Here is a 23,921-nt window from a genome sequence, read left to right on the forward strand (position 1 = left end):
TTGTATCCACTTCAAACGGTCTTGGCACGTACTTTTATGCAAGATTTCTTAAAGCTACGAGTCTCAAGCCTTCCAAGGTGAGGTCTGGATCGACCGTAGCGATCTCCGGAAGGCCCCTCGCGATCAGCGCCGCATCGCCGCCCGTTGCTACAATGGCGGGCTTTCCGGCCATCTCGTCAGACAACTTTGCGAGGATCTCCCGGACCAGTCCGCGATACCCGTAGACCGCTCCGGCGCGCATCGCCTCCACGGTCGATTTTCCGATCGCCGAGACTGGTTCCTCCAGCTCGATCTGGGGTAGGAGAGCTGTTCGCTTTCCCAAATAATCCTGCATCGCTCCGAGGCCGGGGGCAATCACCCCGCCACAGTAGGCTGGGCCGGCGGCCACCACGTCGAAAGTCACCGCCGTGCCGAAATCAATCACGATCGCCGGGGCTCCGTGGCGGGCACTCACGCCCACCGCATTGGCCAGACGATCGGCGCCAATCTGCTCGGGATTCGGGTAGTCGATGGTCAGCCCCATGTCGCTGCGCCAGGAGAGGGGATGCAGCGGCCCGCGGGTCACCAGATGATCGCGCAGGATCCGCGCCTTCTCCGGCACCACCGAGCAGAGCAAGGTGCCCTCAAACTCGAAACCCGCCAGCACCCGGTCCAGCGCCGCGGGGGAGATCTCTGCGGTCGGTAGCCAGGCGCGCTGCTCTAACAGAGACGCCGCATCGCCCAGCGCGAACTTCGTGCGGGTGTTGGAGTTATCGACCAGCAGCCAAGCCATCGGAATGTGTTTTACCAGTTCGTGGAATTGAAGACCCGCACGCCGCCGTCGGCCACTTGGGGAAGAGTATTGTTGCTGCGGATCTGCAGCGTGCCGCCATTGAGTTCCAGCTTGAAAGGTCCTCCGAAATCCGAGGTTTCCAGCCAGAAGCTGAGGACCACGGCATCGACCGGTCCGGGTCCGGCCTTGTTAGGATCGGTTTGGCCCGGGGCATCGCTGTCCGCATTGTCTCGGCCCATCTGGTCCATCTGCGCGGGCTCGAGCTGCCTGCCTGAGCCCGTGGTCAGGCGGATCGGCTTGAGGTAGTCCATCTCCTGGCCGTCGCGCGGCTTGAGGAAGACGCGCAGCCAGAGGTTGGCATGGTCGCGTTCCACCATGCATTCCGTGACCCTGTAGCGGGCCGCCGGATCCGGGCTCCACTCGTAGGGCCGGAACCACTGCCACCCCGCAAACAGCACCGACACCCCGAGGGCAAGGAGGAGAAGCTTCATGCGGCGCGTCACGGCCGCAGGCTGTAGCGGACCTCTACCTGTGGGCAAACGAAAACGGGCGGACCCTTCCGGATCCGCCCGCTGTGAGATGTTGTTGGGAATCTTTCGGTGATTAGTGCTCGTAGCCCGCTTCGCCGTGGTCGGCGAGGTCGAGGCCGGCGGTTTCGGTCTCCACATCCGGACGGAGGCCGAAGATCACCTTCACGATCGTCGCGATCACCGCGGTGGCCACCACGCTCCAGACGATGGTCAGGCCGACTGCCTTGAGCTGGTTCATCACCAGGCCATCCATCAGGTTCATGCCCTTGTCGCCGAGCACCGGGTTCACGTTCGGATCGGCGAAGACGCCGGTCAGGATCGCACCCATGGTGCCGCCGATGCCGTGCACACCGAAGGTGTCGAGCGCATCGTCATAGCCAAGAGCCTTCTTGAGGTAGGCGCAGGCGGAGAAGCAAACCACACCAGCCAGCACACCCATGATCACCGAGGAGGTGAAGGAGACGAAGCCGCAAGCGGGAGTGATCACCACCAGGCCGGCCACGATACCGGAGCAGAAACCAAGCACGCTCGGCTTGCCCTTGATGACCCACTCGGCGAGGGCCCAGAAGAGGCCCGCGGTGCCAGCGGCGAGGGTGGTGGTCACGAAGGCATTCGAAGCGATGCCGTCAGCAGCAAGAGCGGAACCGGCGTTGAAGCCATACCAGCCGACCCACAGCATGCCAGTGCCGACCATGCAGAGAACCATGCTGTGCGGGCTCATCGGCTCCTTGCCGAAGCCGTAGCGCTTGCCGAGCATCAGGCAGAGGACGAGGGCGCTCCAACCGGAGGTCATGTGCACCACAGTGCCGCCAGCGAAGTCGATCGCCTTGATCGCGGCATCCTTGTTCAGCGGACCGCACATCAGGCCGGTGCCGCCCCACACCATGTGGGCGAAGGGGAAGTAAACGGCGAACATCCAGATGAGGATGAAGACCATGATCGAGATGTACTTCATGCGCTCGGCGATCGCGCCAACGATCAGGGCCGGAGTGATGATCGCGAAGGTCAGCTGGAACATGGCCCAGATGCCGTCGGAGATCCACGCGAAGCCAGCCCCCACGTTACCCGGGGAGATGCCCTTCAGCATGAAGTTCTCCTTGATGTCACCGATGATAGCACCAGCAGGAGCGGCTGCATTCGAGCCGAAGCACAGCGAGTAACCGCAGAGCCACCAGAGCGGCGTGATCAAGCAGGCGCAACCGAGACACTGGGCCATCACGGAGAGCACGTTCTTGCGGCGGACCAGACCGCCGTAGAAAAGAGCCAGACCCGGCAAGGTCATGAAAAGCACCAGCGCGGTGCTCATCATCTGCCAAGCGTTGTGTCCCGGACCGGGGCCGGCCACCAGGGAAGCGGCTCCGCTCTCCATCTTCGGCCGGCTGACGTTGTTCATGTAGGCCTCGATGTCGGCAAGGCGCTCTTCCACGGTTGGCGTGGGGGCGGCGGCGGCGGGGGCCTCGGCTGCTGCCGGGGCCGGAGGTGGTGTCTCCTGCGCGCGGGCACTCTGTGCCAGTGGCAGGACCATCATTGCTGCGGCAGCCAGTGCAAATGCACCGCTTGCCATTCGTGTTTTCAGGCTCATGTCGACTCGGTTTCGGATGGATTGGGGCGAGCTGGGCCCGATCCGGCCCTAACTGCTTGGAGACCGCGAAAAGCAGACGCCGTGCCAATGCCGATTTGAGTCAATTCATCGTTGGTGATGAATGAGATGTGAAAATTGAGGTCGCAATTTCGCGGAGCTGCGAGCCACTCCCGTCTCAGCAGCCTCAAGGGGCCTTGGATTCCATCGCCCAATGGCACGAGGCGCTGAACGCAGGGCGTTCGCCGCTTGTCTCAACGCCTTCCCTCCGACCTTGGAAACTTGGTCGATCCGCCGGCCCCTCAGGGCCCCACCGGGGGAGTGACGAAGGACGTATAGATCGGATCGTAGCTCACCCGGAAGATCTCGCGCACCTGGGTTGTGTCGATCGGAGTGCTGTAGGTGAAGGGTGTCGTGCCGGTGACGTCGAAGGCCTCGGCGATGACGCTCCAACCAAACAAAGGCGCGGGATCTTGTTTCTCGACTGAGCAGGTAACTCCCTTGCCGGGTGTGAAGCTCATGGAGAAGTTGCCGCCCGTGGTGGCGGTGGTGATCGGCGGCGGGGTGAGCTTCGGCTCCAGCTTGATGTTGTCGATCGCTGCCACCAACTCGCCCGTGGCGCTCGTCTTGGGAAAGAACCGGAATCCGACGACCTCAATGTTTGCGAGCATCTGCGGTGTCACGCTTACCGCCGTGAAGGCTCCGAGCGTATTGATGTAGTACCATTTGTCGGTGAAGCTGAATCGCAGCGAATACCAGCCGCTCTCCGGGAAGTCCGTGTCGAAGAAGACTTCGCTGTAGTAGACCCTCTCGCCCGCCGGGCCGTTCGCGTAGACGATGCAGTCGACGCCATCGAAGTCTGGCAGCGAGTCGATCAGGATATCCGCGTGGATCGCCGCAATGTTCTCGGTCAAGTAGTTGCCCACCAGTTTGCCACCACCAGCGTTGTTTGCCACGTCGGTGAAGAAGATCAAAGGGGCGTTGTTGGTGTGATAAAAGTACGCGAAGCCGTCGCCTTGATCGTCGAACCACTGCGGGTAGAAGAAATCTCCGTCAGGCTGCACGGAGTAGTCCAAGACAGTCCAGGCGTCCGAGTTGTCCTTGGAGGGAAAGGCTTCCCAGGCACCCGCTTCAGCAGCGCGGGCGGGACTGGCGATCAGGAGGCACAGGCAGGCAGAGGCTATGGCCTGCGGGAGGGCAGGAAGTCGGGAGACCATCCCTTGTTCTTAGCAGGAAATGCGCCTTCGTGAAATGCATAAATGTTCCACACCACAATTGCCGGCAGGTGGGCCTTCGGGCAGCGTTGGCGGGCCGCATTCTTAAGGATTGCTGACTCTTCGGGCTTCACGCGGAAACCGCTCCATGCTAAGAGCCGCGCCATGAAGTTCCCGTTCGTGGTGGCCATGCTGGCCTTGTCGATGGTCTGCTTCCACTGCACCCAAATCGAGCCGCTGCCGGGCTACCAGGATGGGGCGGTGGGCATCCGGGGCGGCGCGCCGCTGGTCTCCGGCGGCTCGCACACGGTCTCCGCGCCCTCCGGTGGCGGTGGCGACATCGCCCGGAAAATCAACCTGAAGGTGGACATGGTCGCGCGCGGCACCCACGGGCGGAGGGTCGTGAGGCCGATGAGGCCCCAGTACATCACCATCCACTCCACCCAGAATTACAGCGCGGATGCGGAGCGCCATTCGCTGGCGCTCAAGCGCGGCGCACTGCGTTCGGCGATGCGGCCCGGCGGCAACCGCATCGGCTACTTGATCTGGCACTTCACGGTGGATGACCACGTGGCGATCCAGCACATGCCAGTGACAGAGCAGGGCGAGCACGCCGACTTCGCGGGTCCCGGCAACCGTCTCTCAATCGGTATCGAGATGTGCGAGAACCGCGGCAACAACCGCGCCGTGACCATCGAGCACACGGCCATGCTCACCGCCAAGCTGATGCACGAGAACGGCATCCCACTGAGCCATGTGGTGCCGCACTACCACTGGCCGCGCGCCGGCAAGAATCCGCCGAACAAGAATTGCCCCCACTTCCTGATGGACAACGGTCGGCCGGGCGCGAAGTGGCGCTGGTTCCTCAGCCGCGTGAACTTCTACTACAAGAACGCCTACCAGGCGAGCTATGCCTCCCGCTGACGCCATGGATAGGGAGGGCGGGCCGCGGCGCGAACCGCCGGCCTCGCACGGCAGTCCGGGCAACCGCGACACCTTGTTAGACCCGGAGCGCTTCTACGTCTGCCAGCGCTGCACCGCCTGCTGCAAGTGGCCGGGCGACGTGCGGCTGGAGGAGGATGAGATCGCGCCGATCGCGAGCTTCCTCGGCATGGCTGAGGAAGAGTTCATTGCCACCTACACCCGCCTGCGCACGAATCGCAATGGCCTCTCCCTGATCGAAAAGGATAACCACGAGTGCATCATGCTGGAAGCCGGCGGCTGCCGCATCCACCCGGTCAAGCCCGAGCAGTGCCGCGGCTTCCCGAACAAGTGGAACTTCGCCGGCTGGCGCGAGGTCTGCGAGGCCAAGCCGATCCCGATGGCCGAGGCGCGGGCGAGGGGACTGGTCTAGTCGGAAAAAAGAAACCCGGACCGCGAGTTGCGAGCCGGGTCTCCCGCGGAGCTTGTTTGGAGCTTCGGTTCAGCGGCGGCGGCGCAGTAGGCCCAGCAGGCCGAGGGCCCCCAGGAGCGCGGCAGCCGGCTCGGGGACGACCGTCGTGAAGCTCACCGTCATGTTGTCGAGAGCGAGACCTGCGTCGTTGCCTGCCTCATTGGCATCCGTCCAGCGGATGAAGAATGACTCGCCGGGAGCAATGTCGAGACCAGTGATGGTTGCGAGGTAGCTGCCCTGGTTGGTGGCATTGTTGCCGTCCAGCGCGCCATTGCTGGCGACGAAAGCCGGGCCATTCAGCGTGGTGGTGGCAGTCAGGCCCGCCGCAGTGAGGAAGTTGGCCGAAGTGACGCCAGCAGAGTCGCTGCTTCCCGCTGCCGCCACGAAGACATTCTGGGCGCTGGTGGAGCTCCGCCAAAATTCAGCAGTGAGCGAAATCTGGACCTCGGTGATCGTGAGCGTGCTGCTGTTCGTCACCTCGAAACCGAGAGCCATGATCTGGGTGCCTGAGGCAAGCATGCCCAAGGCTCTCTCGGTGGTGGCCGTCGTTCCATAGCTGTAAATGGCCCCGCCGTTTCCGCTGCCATTGTCCGCAGTGAAATTGGGACCGGTAGTCGCGGTTCCTCCAACCTTGGTTCCGACGAAGCCAGTTCCCGTGATCGCTGTCTGCACCCCGACCGTTCCGGAGAAAAAGGTGGCAGTGCTGGTGGTCGGCAGGGCGTCGAAATTCTCGGTGATCGTCGCTCCGGTGAAAACGTAAGCGGCGTTTGCCAGGCTTGGCAGCAGGAGGCAGGCGGTAGCTATCAGCGGGGAAATCCTTCGGGCAGTCATCGCGGGGAGTTGGGGAGTGGGTTGCTGGGGTGGCAAAAAAGCGATTGATACTGGTGTTCAACAAAGCAGTGCCGGTGCCACGGGGAAGGAAAAATAGGCTTTGTGACGAAACCGTTGGGGCCTTCAGTCCGCAAAGGAAGCCCTCCGGCTCATGGCGGAAAAACCTTCGCGAACTGAGTGCAAAGACGCCCAAGCCGGCTTCACGCCACCAGGGCGGGACGGCCCGCGGATCGCTCCGAAAATAACTTGTTCGAGTTGCGTCTTCTTATCTAACCAAATCGCCATGGTATTTTCCATGGAGCGCGTGAGAGCAATTTGCCGCTCGTATTCGCACATAAAAACGGCCTTCCGTCGGAGACGGAAGGCCGCATGAGAAAAACGGACGCCAACCAGGCTGGATCAGGTCGCCTGCTCGCCGCGGGCCATCACCACCTTGCCGGTGCGCACGGTCTCGATGATCTCAAACTGCGAGAACATGCCGACTGCGGCGTCCACCTTCGGGCTGTCGCCGGTGATCATCACGATCATCGAGGAGGGGGTCAGGTCCACGGTCTTGCCGCCGAAGTGCTCGGTGATCTGCAGCGCCTGGGAGCGGTCGTCCGGGGAGCACTTGATCTTGATCAGGATCATCTCCTTGGTGACCGAGTCCGCCGAGGTGTGCTCGAAGCAGTGGATCACGTCGATCAGCTTGGAGACCTGCTTGATGATCTGGTCGAGCCCCTGTGGATCACCGCTGATGCCGATGGTCATCCGCGAGAAGTTCGCGTTGCGGCCTTCGGAGACCACCAGCGAGTCGATGTTGAAGCCGCGGCGCGAGAAGACCTGGCAAATCCGCATCAGGACGCCGGGCTCGTTGTTCACGAGGATCGAGAGCGTGTGCATGGCGCCGCGGCGCGGGATCATGCCGCTGCCGGGGGCTTCGGTGGTAACGATGGTTTGCATGGATTCAGATCAGGTCAGGATTCGGGCGTGACCGGGACCGCTTGGTCCTCGGCAAAGGGTGGAATGAGTAGGTCGGCCTTGCGGCCATCATTGAAGACGATCGGCGCCTGCTTGGGCCTGCCGCGGATGATCAGCATGTAGTCGGAGTGCCCGCGCAGCCCCACGATCATCGTCTTCTTGCCTTCCATATCGATGCTGCGGGCCTGGATGACGGCAAGATTCCATACGTCCTTGATCAGGGCGCTGCGCGCCTGCTCGGACTTGAGGTTGATCAATTCCGGCACGTGGATCAGGAAGACGATGAAGTCTTTGGCCTCGTGGCAGTAAGTCAGGAACTCGCCATTGTTCTCCGGCTCGACCATTTCGTCGGCACCGCTGCGCTTGTTCATTGCGCGGTTCATTCGGATGGTCTGTGAGAAAACGTGGGCGGCTGCTTCGGCGGGCAGGGTATTGCCGTGGGCCTTGCCCTGCTTGAGATCGTCGATCTTGTCGTCCGCGGCCTTGAAGGCGGTATAGCCCGGCAGCTTCGACTCCTCCCACTGGGCATGCCAGCCCACCGCTGCCATTGCCAGTGCCGGTGCGAGCAGCCCGGTGTAAACCCAAGTCCACAGCGGCAGCGGAATGAAGAAGGCGACGTGGCGGGTACCCGGCGGACCCTTCCGTTCGAGCTGCTTGTGGAAGGACCAAGTCAGGCCCGCCGCCGTGGCCAGCCCCGCGCACAGGGCCAAGCCTTTGTTCTCCGTGACCCAATAGAGGATCCAGCACGCCACCATCACGCCGGCGAAGCCAGCCGCGAGGGCGAGGATACCTTGTCCTTTCCAGAAGGTCATGGGGATGGCGGTGTTGGCGGAGTGAGCGCAGCCACAGGAGCGGTTTCCGCGAAGATGCGAAACAGCATGTCGGGACGTCCGGAGCTGTCAGCGCGGGCCGGGGTTTCGTCGGAAGCTTGGCCGTGGAGGATGAAGCCGTAGGTGGTGACACCCCGCAGGCCGACCACGACCCGTGGATTCTCGTTGCCGAGGTGTGGTGCGATCGTGCGGGCCATGGCCCAAGCGATCTCCACCAGAGTATTCTTGGTGTCCGCGTCCGCATACTTGCGGAGATCCGGGACATGGCAGAGGAAGAGAACGGTGTCCTTGCCCTGATGGCAGTAGGTGAGGAATTGTCCCTGGGTCAGCAGCGGCTTCTTGCTGCCACCGCTGAAGGCAATCTCGCGCGTCATCCGCATCTGCTTCGAGAAGTCCTCGGCCGCTTGGATGGCCTGAGCGTTGTTGCCATGCGCGGTACCGGATTTAGCGGAGAAGATCTTGTCGTCGGCGGCCTTGAATTCCGCATAGCCCGGGGTGGCGGCGAGTTCCCTATCTGCGCTGGCGGCAAGGTATTCAAGCCCGATGGCGGGCAGGATCATGAGCGCGAAGATCCAAGTCCATGCTTTCGCCGGGATGAAGAAGAGGCTGTGCCGGCGCGGTGCTTGCAGCGGCGGCGGGCTGCCTGCGAGCCTGGGCTTCGGCCCGAAGCGCTGCCATATGGCAGCGTTCAGCAGAGCCGCCAGCGCGAAGCCGAGCACGAAGCCACCGGGAATCTTGAAGGCTGCCCCGGTCACAAGTCCCAAGATCATCGCCAGTCCGAAAACCGGGATGATCAGGATGCCGAATCCTCTCCAGATGACGATCATCGCGACGAGATGTGAAGGTCAGAGGGTCCGGGCGAAGCAAGGCTGTCGCCCGGACCGAAAGCAAACATACCTCACGTGGAACCCACCGGCTTCTCCATCTTGGTCTTCGGCGCTTCCGTGATCATATCCTCCAGCGCAGCGCCGGCGGGGATCATCGGGAAGACGTTGTCCGTCTTCACGCACTCGGCGTGGATCAGGATCGGACCATCGTTGTAGGCCAAGGCCTTCTCAAGCTGCTTGGTCACGTCGGCCGGGCGCTTGATGAAGACGCTGGGGATGCCGTAGGCGGCGGCCAGCTTGCAGAAGTCCGGGTTGCCGATCAGGTCCACACCGCTCTCGCGGTTCTCGAAGAAGAGCTCCTGCCACTGGCGCACCATGCCGAGGTAGTGGTTGTTGAGCACCACGATCTTCACCGGCAGCTTGTGGATCGCTGCGGTCGCCAGTTCGAAGAGGGTCATCTGGAAGCCACCGTCACCGGAGATCGAGATCACGGTCTTCTTCGGGTGGGCGAGTTGGGCGCCGATCGCGGCGGGGAAGCCGAAGCCCATGGTCCCGGCTCCGCCGGAGGACAGCCAGTGGAAGGACTCGCTGTTCTTGTAGAACTGCGCGGCCCACATCTGGTGCTGCCCCACGTCGGTCGAGACGATCGCCTTGCCTTCGGTCAGCTCATAGAGCTCGTCGATCACCTGCTGCATGCGCAGGCCGCCCTGCTTCTTGTAGGTAAGCGGGAACTTCTTCTTGTAGCCGTCCAGCTTGGCCAGCCAGTCGCCGGTTTCAATCGGGCCGATCTTCTCGTTGATCTCGGCCAGCGCGGCCTTGGCATCGCCCACGATCATCACGTCGGGCTTCACCATCTTGTTGCCTTCCGCGGGGTCGATGTCGATGTGGATGATCTTGGCATCCTTGCAGAATTTAGCCGGGTTGCCGATGATCCGGTCGTCGAAGCGCGAGCCGATGTTGATCAGCAGGTCGCACTCGACCATCGCCTTGTTGGCATAGGCGGTGCCGTGCATGCCGAGCATGCCGAGCGACAGCGCGTGGGTCTCCGGGAAGACGCCCTTGCCCAGCAGGGTGGAAGTCACCGGTGCGCCGAGGGTTTCGGCCAGGTAGCGCAGCTCCTTGTCGGCACGGGCGATCATCGCACCTTGGCCGGCCAGGATCACCGGGCGCTTGGCCTTCATGATCAGCGCGGCAGCTTCCTTCACCTGCTCGCGGTCAATCTTGAAGGCTCCGCTCGGATCGTAGCCCGGCAGGTTGAAAGGCGGATTCATCGGGCCGTTGAAGGGGCCTTGGGAAATGTCCTTCGGGATGTCGATCAGCACCGGGCCGGGACGGCCGGTGGTGGCGATGTGGTAAGCTTCGCGGGCGATCCGCGGCAGCGAGTTGGCGTCCTTCACCAGGTAGTTGTGCTTCACCACCGGCATCGTGATGCCGAAGATGTCCGCCTCTTGGAAGGCATCCTTGCCGAGCATCCAAGTCACCGTCTGGCCGGAGATCACGATCATCGGCACGGAGTCCATCATCGCGGTCATCAGACCGGTGACGGTGTTGCCAGCGCCGGGTCCGGATGTCACCAGCACCGCCGCCGGCTTGCCGGTCGCGCGGGCATAGCCATCAGCCATGTGGACCGCGCCTTGCTCGTGGCGGACGAGAATGAACTTCATCTTCGTCTTGACCGTCTCGAGTGCATCGAAGATCGGGATGGCTGCTCCGCCGGAGTAGCCGAAGATGTACTCGATACCGAGGTCATCGAGTGTTTTGATCAGGGCCTGGGCACCGTCGAGTTTCTCTTTGCTCATGGTGAAAAACGGGTTGGGAGAGGGAAAGTGGGGTCTTTTCGTCTGTCGGGCAATGCGAAAATGGCGATTTCTGGGGTGAATTTGCGAAATTTTCAGAAGTGCTCTCTCAAAAATGGCCGTTTGAGTGACAAAACTAACTCATTGGGTCAAGTTGCGCCGGAGAAAATCCCACCTTGGTTAGCCCCGCCTTCCGCCTTCCTCTATCACTCTCCCTCCCCATAATTCTGCCCGACGATCTTCAACCTCGCCCGCTCCTTCTCCAGTCGGTCCAGCTTCGCGGTATCCGAGTCCAGCACCCGCGCCATTTTAAAGAACAGATCCGTCTGGTCGTACATCCCGGTAAAAAGACCCGCCCCGGGGCCCTCGGCCGTGATCGGCACTGCGGAGCCGGTGTGTTGGTAGCTAAAGAGCCCCACCTGCAACTGGAAGCGGTTGTCGTTCCGCGGATAGCCGGTGGCGGGATCGATGCTGTAGTCGGGGAAGAGCCCCGCGCCCGGGGGGATCGGGCTGCCGCTGGCGAGATCCTTGATGCCTAGGATCTGCAAGGACTGGGTGTGGTCCGCCGTGACCAGCACAAGGGTCTTCCGCTTCGGGTTCGCCTTGGCAAAGTCCCGGCCCACGCCCACCGCCCGGTCCAGCTCGATCACATCCCAGATTGTCCCCGCGGCTTGCCCGGCATGCGACTGCTTGTCGATCGATGCCCCCTCGATCATCAGGATGAAAGGCGCATCGCCCTTCGATAGAGTCGCGATTGCCTTCGCGGTCATCTCTTCGAGGAAGGGCTGGTCAGGAAGATCCGACTGATAGGTGGAGGACTCGTCCGGCGGCCGCTGGTAGCCCAGCTTGTCGTAGGCCACCGTCATGTTGCTCTGGCTGAACAGCCCGAACAATTTGCCCGGCGGGTTCGCCGGGCTCAGCGCCTTCAGCTCGCTGCGCGTTCCCACCTGCGTGAAGCCCTTCGCCACCAGCTCCTGGCTGAGGTTCCGCCCGTCGCTGCGCGACTCGAAGAATTGCCTGCCGCCACCGAGCATCACATCGAAGGCCGGGCCGCCCGTGAAGACGCCATCCACGTAGTGCCGCGCGATGTCTTCCCACCGTCCCCGATCGGCCACATAGGCCCCCTCCGCCGCTGGCGTCGCATCAGTGATGTAGGCCGTGGTCACGATCCCGGTCTTATAACCGTGCAGCCGCCGCAGGTAGCTCCACAGCGTCTCCACCCGCGGGTTGTCCAGCGGATCGCTGTTATTGTCCGGGAAAACATTCAGCGCGCTGGTCACCGTCTTGTTGCCCATCGCCCAAGCCGTCGCGGTATTCGCCGAGTCCGGTACCACCGCGTTCTCCGCATGCGTCAGGATCATCCCCGCGTAGGGCATTCGATCCATCTCCATCAGCTGATCGTAAAAGCCTCCGCGCAGATGATCCCCGGCGCTCTGCGCCACCAGCCGCCCCGCATCGCGATGCCCCGCGCTCATCGCATCGCCGATGTAGAGAATGATACTCTTATTGCCACCGCGCTTCGGCGTCCGGAAGCGCTGCACTCCGATCTCCTGCAGCGCACTGCTGGCCGTCGTACCGGCTCCCGGATCGCGGACCTCTGCCACCAGAGTCTTCACTCCCTCTGTGGCAAAACTCCGGCGGCGGAATACCCAGGCCTTATCACCATCGTTGGTGTTCCAATCGTTGTTCGTCGTCACCTCATCCGCCTGGCCGAATTGCGCCACCAGATCCTTGCCATTGGTATCCCGCAGCACCAGCGAGGCCGCATTCGCATCCCTCAGCCCCGTCACCTCCACCCGCAGATCGAAGTACTGCCCCGTCAGCAAACGGCAGCGCTCCGGCAAATCGATCCGCACCTCCGGTGCCGCAGACAGCGGCAAGGGGGCGGCCGCCAGCGTCAACAGGGCAGGGGAGAGCAAGCGGCGGAAGCGCAGCGCTCGGGATAAGGCCAAGGGCAGAGACAAGGACCAGGGCATGACAGGTTTGGGTTTTGGTCCGCACGGATTGGCTTGGGTTCCCAAACCACGCGATGGATCAGCATGCGCCCCCACCGGCATCTTGCCCATCCGAAAACCTCCGCATCCAGTGAACGCCCTCCCTGCATCAGACCTCCACTTCGAAAGGGCCAAAGGCCCATTCCATACCAGCCTATGGGCGCAAGCCCTAGGACCCGGACCACCGAAAACGCGGAGGGCTGAAGGCCTGTCCCAACTTGCTCCGGTTCCTTCCATGCTGACTTCACCACCGCCGCCTGCTAGCAACACCCCATGGAGCGCCGCTACGAGAAGATCCATCCGGTCACGGAGACCGAGGTCCTCGCGGCGATCGCGCGCGACGATGTCGAGCGCCTGCGGCTGATCCCGATCGAACTCGGAATGCATCACCAGAACTGGAAGTTCATCCAGGACATCGCGGTGAGACTCTCCGAGCACCCGGATCCATCGGTCCGCCACAACGCCTTGCTCGGTATCGAATACGCGGCACGCTTCCGTGGTCGGGTGGAGAAGAACATCGTGAAGCCCGTCCTGCTCCGAGCACTCCGCGATCAGGATCCGATTGTGGTCGCCCAAGCGGAGACCGTCGTCGCCTCCGTCAACCGACTCATGGGCTGGAAGATCGGAGGCGCGAAGGCGCAGCGCGAACGGGAGGCGAGATATGAAGCTGCGCGGCCTTGTCGACAGGAGGGTTTGCCACCGGAGTTGGGCTGATACCGCCTGAGTGCAAGGCCTGCCGAAACTTTCCGGCTTTTGGATTCTCCATCCACCGGCGGCTCATCACGTTCCCGCCAAGATGATTGATCGCGAGCAAGTCAAAGCCGACAACAACGCGCTGTTGCACTCCTGGGGCTTTCCGGTGAATGAGGCCCTCCCCTTGTTAGAGGAGGAATCGGAACTCAATCCGCGCGGTGCCGCGGATGTGGCGCGACGCTGCATGGTATTGGGCTATGTCGTCGGCATCGGCTTTGGCGCGGATACAGCCGACTTGAAGGCCGCCCTGGAGGAATGGGGGCTGTGGCCCTATACCTCGGGGCGGGAACGCGAGCTCTTGAGCCGGATCAAACACAGCAAGCAGGAGCGGATCGATATCACCTGGCTGGAGGAATGTCTGCAGAGCTTTGCTTGGTGCCTGGGCCTCGACGAGTTGCCGCGCCTTCATTGCTGCGGGGAGGAGCTCGCTTCCAAATTCCCTGAGCCCTACACCGATCCTGCGGACTTCATCGCCGCGGCCAAGCTCCGTCCTTTTGAGGAGATCTATCGCGAGGCTGACTTCCATTACCGGCTCCACTGGGCCACCCGCGACGCCCGCTTGAAGAACGAGGAATTTCCAGTCTCCGAAGGCCTCATCCGCGAAAGGCGCAAGGCCCTCGATTGGGCTCTCGGAGTGGAGGCCGATTGGGACGAGGTGCCTGCGGATACGTGAGGCTCGCTCGCCTCTTACTCGAAGAATTTCTTCAGCGCCTTCTGCTCCGCGGGATCCAGCGAGTCCTTCCACACCCGGTCACCACCTGCACCCGTTGCTCCCGCAGCGCCACCGGCGCGGGGACCGACTGCGCTCTTGTCCACGTCGTACTCGCCGTCTTGAAGCTGCAACAAATCGCCGGGCAAGGCGCGGCTGAGATCCTTGGACTCGATGCCAGTGAGCTTGCCGATGTCGACCTTGTCCTTCTCCTTGCCAAGCACACCCGGGGAGTGGCCGGGGCCACGGTTCACGCCGCCCTTGCCGCCGGGGCCATCGCCGTCGGGGCCATTTTGATCACCCTCGCCGTCGCCGCTGCCATTGCCTTCTTTGCCCTGGCCTTCCTTGTCGCCTTGGCCATTGCCCTGCCCGTCGTTGAGCTCGTCGTTCCACTCATCGCCCGCACCTTGGCCCTTGCCCTCACCGGGGCCTGGGGGGCCGTCGCCCTTCTCGCCGCCTTGGCAATCTTTGCAGGCTTGGGCGGCCTTCTTCATGGAGTCTTTGAGCTGCTGGAGCTGCTCGGGATTCATCTGCCCGAGATCCTTCGGATCCAGTCCCTTGAGCTGATCCATCAGCTTCGAGTTCGGCTTCAGCGCGCCGTTCTGCAGGCCCTTCAATGCTTGGTCGAATTGATTGAGCAGCTTGTCCTTCTCCTGTGGCGACATGCCGGCGGCCATCTTTTCCAAGTTGCCCATCGCCTTCTCCGCCCGGCCGAGTTCGCGCTGCATCTGCTCCACCTGCGAGGCGTGCTCTTTCTTGAGCGTGTCCGTGGCTTCCAGCGAGGAGTGGCTGAACCAGTCCTCCTCCTTCTGATCGCGGAGCTCCTCGACCTTCTTCTTCATCTCCTCGATGTAGGTCTCATCAATGACGTCCTCCTGCGCGAGGCGCTCAAGGTCGGTCTCCAGATTGGTCCAAGCCTGCGGTTGATCCGGATGGTCTTGGACCCGCGTGGTGCGTGCGTGGACCGGGATCAGCAGGCCCGCAGCAAGGAAAGTGATCGCGGCGATCGGCGGCACCAGCACCCGCTGCCACGCCCAATCCACCCCCGCATCCACGCGCGGCGGCAGCTCCGGCCACGGCGCCACTCCGGCGCGGGCGGCGGAGAGCGCATTGCGCATCCGCATCGAGGCCTCGATCCGGACCATCGATTGCTCCGGCATTTCAAAGCGACGGCGGGCGACCAGCCAAGTGATGCCCGCCAGCAAGGCCACCGCACCACCTGCTCCACTCCACAACGCCCACGGCTGCGCATCCGGTACCTCGCGGCGTACTAGCAGCAACACACAGGCTCCGACCAAACCGATCGTCACCAGCGGTACGGACAAGGTCTCAATCCACCATGCCAGGTTGATCTTGCGCGCAACCATCGCCGCCTGGCGGGTCCACGCGCTGCGCAACTTCTCGGCTGAGGGAGTGTCCATATTCCGGCTGGGATACTAACTCCACAGAGCCCATCCGCGATGCGAAAATTCCGTGAAAATCGCATAACCCTGCGGAGGGCGGACATTCCTGTCCGCCTCCGAACGGGAAGATCCGACCCACTCGCTTGATCTCCAAGGCACCTTTCAGCGCCCTTCTCCACTCACAAGGCCGAGCCCGCTTCCGCGTCCAGATAGAAGGTCGCGTCCGGGTGCTCTTGCAGGAAGGAGGCGCTCACCTGATCGCTGATCGGTCCGGTCAGAGCCTCGCGGACGATCGCCGCCTTACCCGCGCCCCACGCCAGCAGGGCGATCTTGCGGGCCTCGAGGATCGTGCCACAGCCCATGGAAATCGCATGCGTCGGGACCTGCTCCAGCCCGCCGAAGGACGGGGCGGCATCCTGGCGGGTCACCGGATCCAGCTCCACCATCCGGGTGCGGCTCTGGCGCGGAGAGCCCGGCTCATTGAAACCGATGTGACCGGTGCGCCCGATCCCGAGCAGCTGGAAATCGATACCGCCAGCGGCCCGGATTGCCTCCTCATAGGCCCCGCAATGGCCCTCCAAGGCCTCGCCCGCGACCATGCCATCCGGGATGTGGACGTTCTCGGGAAGGATATCGACCTGAGCGAAAAGCTCGCGCTGCATGAAGGCCCGGTAGCTCTCCGGGTGCGTGCCCGGCAGGCCTAGATACTCGTCCAGATTGAAGGTGATCACCTTGGAAAAGGACAGCTCGCCCTCGCGGTGCAGGCGGATCAGCTCGGCGTAGAAGGGCAGAGGCGTCCGGCCCGTCGCCAGACCGAGCACGGCGGGACGGCCGCTGTCGTTGATCCGGCGGACCAGCGAGGCGACTTCAGCGGCGAGCGTACGGCAGGCGTCGGAGCGATCCGCAAACACCCGGACCGAGAGGGATTCAGTCATGCGGGCGCAGTCGGCCAGAGACGCAAGCTCGCGTCAAACGCAAAAACCGCAGGAAATGGCGACAAAAGTCAACTTTGTCACTTCTTGCTCAGAAGCAACTCCAGATCCAAGTCGGGTGCCGCCCCACGCTGCTGCGCGTTCATGTAAGCTTCCAAGCCCTTCTCCTTCTTGCCCTGCTTGGCGTAGAGGTGGGCCAGATTCAGGTGCCCGTAGTACGAAGCATCGTCATACGCGATGGCCGACTTGAACTGCTCCTCGGATTCCTTCTCCTGGCCGACGTCGAAGTAGAGCTTACCGAGAATCACGCGGCCGTCGGCATTGGTCGGGGCCAGCCTCACGCTTTCCTCCAGTGCCTTGATCGCCTCGCCGAGGTCGTTGGTCTCCATCAGCGAGAGACCGAGCATCCGCCAAGCATAAGGATTGGTGGTATTCAGCTCGGTGGCGCGGCGGAAGGTGTCCGCCGCCATCATCGGATCGTTCAGGCGGAGTTGCACCACCCCCAGACGACAGCGGGTATCGGTATCGCCCGGGTTCCGCTCCAGGATCAGCTCGAAAAGCTCCCGGCAGGACTCGAAGCGCCCGCCCAGGAAGGCCCGCTGGGCCGCGCTGGTAATGGGCAGGTTCTCCTGCTCCAGGCGGGCCACTCGCTCGCCGACCTCGCCAGCATTGGCGGCCGTCACCGGTGAGGGAAAGATTCCATCCAGCCTCTGCGGTGGATTCTGTGCCAGTGAAAGCTCCTCGGCAGTCATGGGCAGGTCGGCACCCTTGTAGGTCTCGATCGCAGCCTTGATCTTGGGATCCCCTTGGGCCTTGTCGTCCAGTGCGTCCACCAACATTTCGGTGGCTTGGCGGCGGCGGTCTTGCAGGCGGATCTGCTTCTGCAGGGACTCGCGCAGCATCTTGACCTCCTCCGGGTCCGCGCCCTTGCTTTCGGACAGCGCTTGGTCCTCGTTGCGCAGCCGCTTCTGGAGTTCGTCAAGCCGTTGGTCCTGCGCCACCCGCTCGCGTCTCAGGTCGTTGATGTTCTGCTTGGCGATGGCAAGGTCGCGGGCCGTCTCGGTCATCTGGTCCAAGTTGGCGTTGTTCTCCTTGCTCATCAGCTCCAGCTGCTCGGTCTTTTCGCGGAGCTCCTTCTGGAAGCTCATCGTCTGGTCGATCAGCGTTGTGATCCGGTTGCCCTCATCCTTCTGGAGCAGGGTCGACAGCTGGTCGCGCTCGCGCATCAGGTTGTCGCGCTGGAGCTTCATGTCGTCGAAGTCCTTACGCACGGCACCGAGAGTGTTCTCCAGCGAGGCGATGCGCAGATTGGCTGTGTTCAGCTTTTCGTCCGAGGCTTGAAGCTGGCGCTGATATTCCATCTTCTGCTTCTGCAGGCCGGCGACCACCTCGTTGGTGGTCTTGCGCTCGGCATCCAGATTCCGGTTCAAATCGGAATTCTCCTGCCGCAGGCGGGTGCGCTCGGCCTGCAGGTTGGCGATGTCCTCCTTGGCGGCGCGGGTCTCCTCTTGGCTACGGCTGAGGGCCTGCGCTTGCGCGGCCCGCTCGCGGTCGAGGGTCTCGATCCGGTTGGTCAACTTTTGCATCTCCTCCTGCACCGGGGCGGCGGCGAATTTCGCCCGCAGCCTGCCCATTTCCTCTTGGGCGCGAGAGAGTTCCGCTTGGGCGAAGTCGCGTTGCTTGGCGATGTCCCGGGCTCGGTCGGCATCGCGGCTCGAGCCCTCCGGCGGCGGCGTGTTGGCTTTATTGCCGGAAAGTTCCGCCTGCAGCTTCTGGACCTTCTCCTCCAGCTCCTTGATCCGCTGGGTATCCAGCGACTCTACGTTGCGGGCTGGACCTACGGGAGCGGCGGGCTGGCCGTTGTTGAGCGGCTTGGGCGGGGAGCCCTTCAGGACGCCGCCTTCAAGCGCTGCCATCTCGTGGTTCTCCTTCTCCTTCTCCTTGAGCGCCAGCGGTGCCACCTTGTCGATCGCCTCCTGGGTCTGGACCCGGCGGCCGCCGACCATCTCGCGCTTCCACATCGGGAAGTAGGTCGCCACGCTGTCGAAGAGCTCACGGGAGCGCTGCAGCTTCTCCAGTGCCTCGCTGTGTTTACCCTCCGCCTCCAGCTTGTCGGCGTCACGGGACAGCAGCCAGCCTTGGAAATACACGTCCGCGGGGTCGAAGTTCACCGGCCCGTTGCCCTTGCGCGGCGGGGCCAGCGGAATCTCCTTTTCCTTCACCTGCGAGAAGGCCTCGCCCGGGCACAGCCCGATCACGCAGGCACATGCACAGGCCAGGATACCGGCGCGGCCGGTGAAAAGGGATCGGCTCCGGGACATAGGGCGCGCACGCTAGGGAACTGCTGGCCCCGCCGCAAGGGCAAAGGAGGCGTGGTTAGATGCTCGTTATCAGCGGTAATCGCGGCGGGTGGACAGGGTGAATACAGCGCCCTGACAAGAGCTGGGAGGGGCGGCTGCCAGGGCAGAGCTTTAACAAAGCTTTACACTTCATTTCTTGGAAACGCAGGCCGGAAGGAGGATGATCCAAGCTGAATCGAATGAAGCGGAAGATCCTAGTCCACCTGCGCCGTCACTGGCTTGAGATCCTCGTGATGCTCGCCGTGATCGCCCTGTGGGTGGGCTACATGTCCAGTCACTGGGAGAGTGCCTGAGATCGCCCGCTAGTTCCGCTAACCACGGCTTTACCCCGGAAACGAACCACCCCCGCGAGTGAGAAGCTCGCGAGGGTGGTCTCTCCGCCGTGGGGCCTCCGGAGAGGACTCGGCGGAATTGGGCAGCCATTTGAGAGCTATCGCGGAGTCCCCCCGGAATCCGGATCGCAGGCTGGGGATTGTCTAACAGATTTCGAGGGGCCGGTCAAGCCTTCCTTTGCATGGTATTGCATTCCGCTTTTCATTGTCATGCAAAGGAATGGAGGGGGTATAAGCAAAACTGCGCGAGGGCGCCATTTGTCGGGCAAGCCGCCGCCAAGTCGCGGAGTCTTTCAGTCGGGTTTCATTTTCCCGCCCCCTATTAATGATAGTTCCGGGGATCTGCGGGACGTGTTAGGAGCTTCCGCAAATCCATGAGCCGCCTTTCCTCCTTGTTCCTCGGTCTCGCCCCGCTTGCTGCCTTGCATGCTACCGCGGATGCCGCCGCACCCGCCTTCGAGTTCAAGGACGGGGATGTGGTGGCCTTCCTGGGGGATGGCTTCGCGGAGCGCGAGCAGTACGAGGGCACGATGGAGGCGGCAATTATCGCGCGCCTGCCCCAGCTCAACCTGCACTTCCGCAACCTCGGCTGGAGCGGGGACACCCCGGCCGGAGCCTCCCGCTGCGGCCTGAGTCTCGGCCAAGCCGGCACCGAGCCGCCGGAGGAGGGCTGGAAGCAGCTTCAGAAGCAGCTCGCGACCTATAAGCCGAGTGTGCTGATCACCGGCTATGGCATGGCCTCTTCCCTTCCGGGCAGCCAGACTCCGGAAGAGTTCCGCCGCGATCTTGAGCGCTTGCTCGATCATGCAGCGGCGATTCCGGGGCTGCGCGTCGTCGTGCTGGGGGCCCCGCCGCGCTTCCCGCGACCGGGCGAGACGAACGAGACGCCGCTGCTGCGCCAGCACCGCGAGTCGCTCGCGGCGATCAATAGCGTGCAACAGGAGCTTGCGACCAAGCGCGGGCTGCCATTCGTTTCACTCGACTCGCTGGACACGCATGGCGGAAAGCCCGTCGCCGGTAGCGACGGAATTCATCTGGGTGCCGAGGACTACGCTGCCATCGGAAACCTGATCGCCAACCTCTGTGGGGTCTATACCGGTGATATCGGTGGCCCCGTTCTCAATGGTCCCTTGATCGATGCCATCAAGCGTAAGAACGAGTGGTTCTTCCATCGCTCGCGTCCGGCGAACATGGCCTACATCTTCGGCTTCCGGAAGGCGGAGCAGGGCCGCAATGCCGGTGAGATCGAGGCCTTCGACAAGCTGGTGGCGGGCGAGGAAACGCGCATCACCGCGATTCTCAAGAAGGAGCCGGTTCCCGCCGAGCCGCCGGTTCGCACCGAATCCCAAGTCGCCGCGCACACGCCGCAGCCGCATCCGGAATTCACCGTGGCGGATGGCTATGAGGTCACGCTGTGGGCGGAGAACCCGATGATGCACAAGCCGACTCAGATGAACTTCGACTCAGCGGGTCGCCTCTGGGTCGCGAGTTCGGAGACTTATCCTCAGGTGGAGGTGGGCCAGACTGCGGACGACAAGATCGTGGTGCTTGATGATACCGACGGCGATGGCAAGGCGGACTCCTCCAAGGTCTTCACCACCGGGCTGCTGATGCCCACGGCGGTGCTGCCAGTCACCGGTGGCTGCTACGTCGCGCAGAGCACCGACTTGCTCTATTTCCCGGATAAGAACGGTGACCTGACAGCGGACTCGAAGCAGCGTGTGCTGAGCGGCTTCGGCACGGAAGATACCCACCACAATCTCCACACCCTGCGCCGTGGGCCGGATGGCAAGCTGTGGATGAACCAGAGCATCTATACCCGCAGCGATGTCGAGACCCCGAACGGCGTGATGCGCCTGAGGAGCGGCGGCATCATGCGCTTCGATCCGGTGGCGGACAAAATCAAGCCGGTCTTCTACGGTTGGTGCAATCCTTGGGGCCACCAGTTCGACCAGTGGGGCCAGTCCTTCGTCACCGATGGCGCGGGCGGGCAGGGGATCAACTGGGCGGTGCCGGGTGCAATGTATTTCACCTATGCTGGCGCGGACAAGGTGCTCGATAGCATCAGCCCCGGCTCCTACCCGAAGTTCTGCGGGCTGGAGATCATCGAGTCGCCGCTCTTCCCCGCGGAGTGGCAGGGTAGCATGATCACCTGCGACTTCCGCGCGCATCGCGTGGTTCGCTTCAATGTCACCGAGAGTGGCTCCGGCTACGCTGCGCAGGAGGCGGGCGACCTGCTCCGTACGGAGAGCGTGAACTTCCGCCCCATCGACGTGAAGATCGGCCCGGATGGCGCGCTCTACATCGCCGACTGGTCGAACCCGATCATCAATCATGGCGAGGTGGACTTCCGCGACCCGCGCCGCGACCGCGAGCATGGCCGGATCTGGCGGGTGCAGAAGAAGGGGAGCGCTCCGGCCCCGCGGCAGGATCTCGCCAAGCTGGATCAAGCGAAGCTGTTAGAGAAGCTCACCAGCGACCAGCGCTACGAGCGTGAAGAGGCCATGGCCGTGCTGGTGGAGCGCGAAAAATCGCCGCGCCTCGATCAAGAGATTTCCAGTTGGGAGAAGGAAGCGAAGGACGGTCGCAAGCTGCTCGCCGCGCTGTGGCTGAACCAAGGGCTTGCCAAGCCGGATGCCGCTCTATTGGAGAAGGCGCTGGCCGATCCCGATGGCAAGGTGCGCGCCGCCGCATTGCGTTCTGCCGGTGATTCGGCGGATCTGTTAGGCAAGGACAAGGTGCTGGCATTGGCCGGACCTCTTGCAGGGGACGAGCATCCCCGCGTGCGCTTGGAAGCGGTGCGCGTGCTCGCCGGGCTCGGCGTGCCAGCGGCCACCGATGCAGCTCTACAGGCCGTCGCCAAGCCACGCGACCGCTTCCTTGACTATGCGCTTTGGCTCACGGTCCGCGACCAAGGGCAGTCCTGGTTGAATGCCGTCCTTGATGGCAAGCTCCCGCTCGACGGCCGCGACACCGCCTTTGAATTCGTATTGGGAAACCTGCCGAAGGGCGGTGGCATGGAAGGCATCCGCAAGCTGATGCCGCAGCGCCTGTCCCGCGATGGTTCCGGCCCTTGGATCGGACTGGCGCTCAAGACCGGCGATCCCCAGCTCTTGAAGGCGGTTTATCTCCAGTCGCTCGATCCCAGTGGCTTCGAGCCCCTGGTCACCGCGAAGGCACTCGATGGCTTGGCCGCTGCCGTGAGCGCGGGCAAGCTGAAGCCGGATGCGGGCAATACCGCGCTCGCCGCTTACTTCTCTTCGCCGCAGCCGGAACTCGCCTGCGCCGCACTCCGCTTCGCCGGTGCCTTGGAAGCCGAGCCCCTGTTAGGCTTCATGAAGGAAGCCGCCGCGGATGCGAAACGTCCGCTGCCGGTGCGCCTCGCCGCAGTGGATGGGATGTCCCGTTTCACCTCGGCAGCCGGCAAGGACGCATTGCAAGCAGTCGCTGCCGGCGATCTGCAAGCACCTGTCGCCTTGGCCCTGTCTCGCAACCATCGTGTGGAGTCCTTGCAAGCGATTCGTCCGGTCTTGGCTGGACTGGGTGACTTGACCCATGCGCGCGCTTTTTGGCAGCAGGCACTTGCCGTGAGCGGACTCTCCGCCGATCTCGCCAAGTCCTTCCGCGAGCAAGCCCTGCCGGCCGCGGTGGCCGCTGCGAATCTCCCCGCGGTTGCCGATATCGATGAGAATGCGGAGCTGATCAAAGTCCTCCGTGCGCAGGCAGGTGTCGCTGCACAGGGCATGCCCGGCACGGAGTCGGTCGCCAAGTTGGCCAAGCTCGCCGCGGAGCAGGGCGATGCCGCGCGCGGCGAGATGATCTACCGCCGGGCCGAGATGGCTTGCTCCGCTTGCCACTCGATCGGCGGGGCAGGGGGCAAGGTCGGTCCCGACATGACTTCGATCGGTGCCAGCGCGCCGATGGATTACCTTGTCGAGTCCGTGCTGACTCCCGGAGCCAAGGTGAAGGAAGGCTACCACGGCGTGGTCTTCGAGACCAAGGATGGCCGCACCATCATGGGCCGGCTGCTGCGCAGCGGGGGTGGCAGTGTCGTCATCAGTGATGCCGCCGGCCAGGAACTCACTCTCAGCGAGGATGCGATCCTCAAGAAGACTGATACCGGCAGCCTGATGCCCGCCGGCCTGATCAATTCGCTGAAGGAGCAGGAGCAGGCGGACCTCTTCAAGTTCCTCTCGCAGCTCGGCAGACCGGGTGACTTCGATGCCACTAAGAGCCGAGCACCCCGCACCTGGGCGGTGCTGCCAAGCGCCGGCACGGATGCCGCCGCCGCGATGGCCGGTGAGCCCGCGCTGCCATGGGTGACTGTGAATGGCACGGTCAATGGAACCCTGTTGGCCTCCGATCTCGCAACGGCCGTTCCCGCCGGCGGAGAGATCTTCGCCGCCACCAAGCTCCAACTCGCGCAGCCCGCTGAGCTGACCCTGAACTTCCCGGACAGTGGTCCTGCTTGCAAGGTCACCGTGGACGGCAAGGAAGTCAGCGGCGGCCAGATCTTGCTGCAAGGCGGTCTTCACAAGATCGTCGTCCGCTGCAACCCGGGCGGAAAGAGCCTCCGCTTCGAAGCTTCCGACGGGACCTTCCTGCCGGTGTGGTAGTGATCCTTCGTGATCCCCGATAAAAGCCGTAGGCCCTCGGACTGCTGCGGTAATCCGCAGCTTTCGAATGCAAGGCGCGTGCCGCTAGTT

18 protein-coding genes are annotated in these 23,921 nt (G+C 63.2%); 5 read left to right on the forward strand and 13 right to left on the reverse strand.

Annotation, left to right across the window (positions count from 1 at the left end; all coding sequences use genetic code 11):
- Positions 1-34 precede the first annotated feature (34 nt).
- From BV071_RS31365 to BV071_RS31380, 4 genes are all read right to left on the reverse strand, one after another.
- The gene (locus tag BV071_RS31365; RefSeq protein WP_035615988.1) at positions 35-772 is read right to left on the reverse strand and encodes a type III pantothenate kinase; all 738 of its coding nucleotides are present in this window, start codon (positions 770-772) and stop codon (positions 35-37) included.
- Positions 773-783: 11 nt separating this feature from the next.
- A complete protein-coding gene (locus BV071_RS31370; RefSeq protein WP_035615993.1) occupies positions 784-1,263 on the reverse strand; it encodes a hypothetical protein in 480 nt (159 codons plus the stop codon).
- A 112-nt stretch (positions 1,264-1,375) separates the two neighbouring features.
- A complete protein-coding gene (locus BV071_RS31375; RefSeq protein ID WP_075091059.1) occupies positions 1,376-2,884 on the reverse strand; it encodes an ammonium transporter in 1,509 nt (502 codons plus the stop codon).
- 299 nt (positions 2,885-3,183) lie between these two features.
- Complete coding sequence (locus BV071_RS31380) at positions 3,184-4,098, reverse strand: hypothetical protein (protein ID WP_035615996.1); 915 nt, start codon at positions 4,096-4,098, stop codon at positions 3,184-3,186.
- Between the two features lie 162 nt (positions 4,099-4,260).
- On the opposite strand from BV071_RS31380, the gene BV071_RS34035 reads away from it, so the two are divergent.
- Together BV071_RS34035 and BV071_RS31390 are read left to right on the forward strand one after the other, a co-directional pair.
- Positions 4,261-5,019, forward strand: a complete 759-nt coding sequence (locus BV071_RS34035; protein ID WP_052574108.1) for an N-acetylmuramoyl-L-alanine amidase — start codon at positions 4,261-4,263, stop codon at positions 5,017-5,019.
- A 4-nt stretch (positions 5,020-5,023) separates the two neighbouring features.
- Positions 5,024-5,449 (forward strand): YkgJ family cysteine cluster protein, encoded by a 426-nt coding sequence (locus tag BV071_RS31390; RefSeq protein WP_081886365.1) that lies wholly within the window; start codon positions 5,024-5,026, stop codon positions 5,447-5,449.
- Positions 5,450-5,518: 69 nt separating this feature from the next.
- On the opposite strand, the gene BV071_RS31395 is transcribed toward BV071_RS31390, so the two are convergent.
- From BV071_RS31395 to BV071_RS31420, 6 genes are all read right to left on the reverse strand, one after another.
- Positions 5,519-6,319, reverse strand: a complete 801-nt coding sequence (locus BV071_RS31395) for a hypothetical protein (RefSeq protein ID WP_035615998.1) — start codon at positions 6,317-6,319, stop codon at positions 5,519-5,521.
- A gap of 399 nt (positions 6,320-6,718) precedes the next feature.
- Complete coding sequence (ilvN, locus tag BV071_RS31400) at positions 6,719-7,261, reverse strand: acetolactate synthase small subunit (protein WP_265595133.1); 543 nt, start codon at positions 7,259-7,261, stop codon at positions 6,719-6,721.
- A 14-nt stretch (positions 7,262-7,275) separates the two neighbouring features.
- Complete coding sequence (locus BV071_RS31405; protein ID WP_035616001.1) at positions 7,276-8,091, reverse strand: hypothetical protein; 816 nt, start codon at positions 8,089-8,091, stop codon at positions 7,276-7,278.
- Positions 8,088-8,936: a hypothetical protein gene (locus tag BV071_RS31410; protein ID WP_035616003.1), complete on the reverse strand. Its 849-nt coding sequence runs from the start codon at positions 8,934-8,936 to the stop codon at positions 8,088-8,090. Before BV071_RS31410 ends, BV071_RS31405 begins: the two co-directional genes overlap by 4 nt.
- Positions 8,937-9,007: 71 nt before the next feature.
- Complete coding sequence (ilvB, locus tag BV071_RS31415; RefSeq protein ID WP_035616006.1) at positions 9,008-10,735, reverse strand: biosynthetic-type acetolactate synthase large subunit; 1,728 nt, start codon at positions 10,733-10,735, stop codon at positions 9,008-9,010.
- A 203-nt stretch (positions 10,736-10,938) separates the two neighbouring features.
- Positions 10,939-12,684 (reverse strand): alkaline phosphatase, encoded by a 1,746-nt coding sequence (locus BV071_RS31420; RefSeq protein WP_265595134.1) that lies wholly within the window; start codon positions 12,682-12,684, stop codon positions 10,939-10,941.
- A gap of 315 nt (positions 12,685-12,999) precedes the next feature.
- Between BV071_RS31420 and BV071_RS34040 the strand changes: the two genes are divergently transcribed.
- Both BV071_RS34040 and BV071_RS31430 read left to right on the forward strand, forming a co-directional pair.
- The gene (locus tag BV071_RS34040; protein ID WP_052574109.1) at positions 13,000-13,440 is read left to right on the forward strand and encodes a hypothetical protein; all 441 of its coding nucleotides are present in this window, start codon (positions 13,000-13,002) and stop codon (positions 13,438-13,440) included.
- Between the two features lie 82 nt (positions 13,441-13,522).
- A complete protein-coding gene (locus tag BV071_RS31430; protein WP_265595135.1) occupies positions 13,523-14,152 on the forward strand; it encodes a DUF4272 domain-containing protein in 630 nt (209 codons plus the stop codon).
- 14 nt (positions 14,153-14,166) lie between these two features.
- Here BV071_RS31430 and BV071_RS31435 read toward each other — a convergent pair whose 3' ends face one another.
- The 3 genes from BV071_RS31435 to BV071_RS31445 all read right to left on the reverse strand — a co-directional run bounded on the left by BV071_RS31435 (position 14,167) and on the right by BV071_RS31445 (position 18,844).
- Positions 14,167-15,609 (reverse strand): hypothetical protein, encoded by a 1,443-nt coding sequence (locus BV071_RS31435; protein WP_035616012.1) that lies wholly within the window; start codon positions 15,607-15,609, stop codon positions 14,167-14,169.
- A gap of 161 nt (positions 15,610-15,770) precedes the next feature.
- A complete protein-coding gene (gene nagB, locus BV071_RS31440) occupies positions 15,771-16,526 on the reverse strand; it encodes a glucosamine-6-phosphate deaminase (protein WP_035616014.1) in 756 nt (251 codons plus the stop codon).
- 77 nt (positions 16,527-16,603) lie between these two features.
- Entirely contained in the window at positions 16,604-18,844 is a 2,241-nt protein-coding gene (locus BV071_RS31445; RefSeq protein ID WP_265595136.1) for a tetratricopeptide repeat protein, read from the reverse strand.
- Positions 18,845-19,589: 745 nt separating this feature from the next.
- Here BV071_RS31445 and BV071_RS31450 point away from each other — a divergent pair.
- Positions 19,590-23,831 (forward strand): PVC-type heme-binding CxxCH protein, encoded by a 4,242-nt coding sequence (locus tag BV071_RS31450; RefSeq protein ID WP_052574110.1) that lies wholly within the window; start codon positions 19,590-19,592, stop codon positions 23,829-23,831.
- Positions 23,832-23,921: the final 90 nt, after the last annotated feature.

The sequence above is a fragment of the Haloferula sp. BvORR071 genome (assembly GCF_000739615.1).
GTDB lineage: Bacteria > Verrucomicrobiota > Verrucomicrobiia > Verrucomicrobiales > Akkermansiaceae > Haloferula.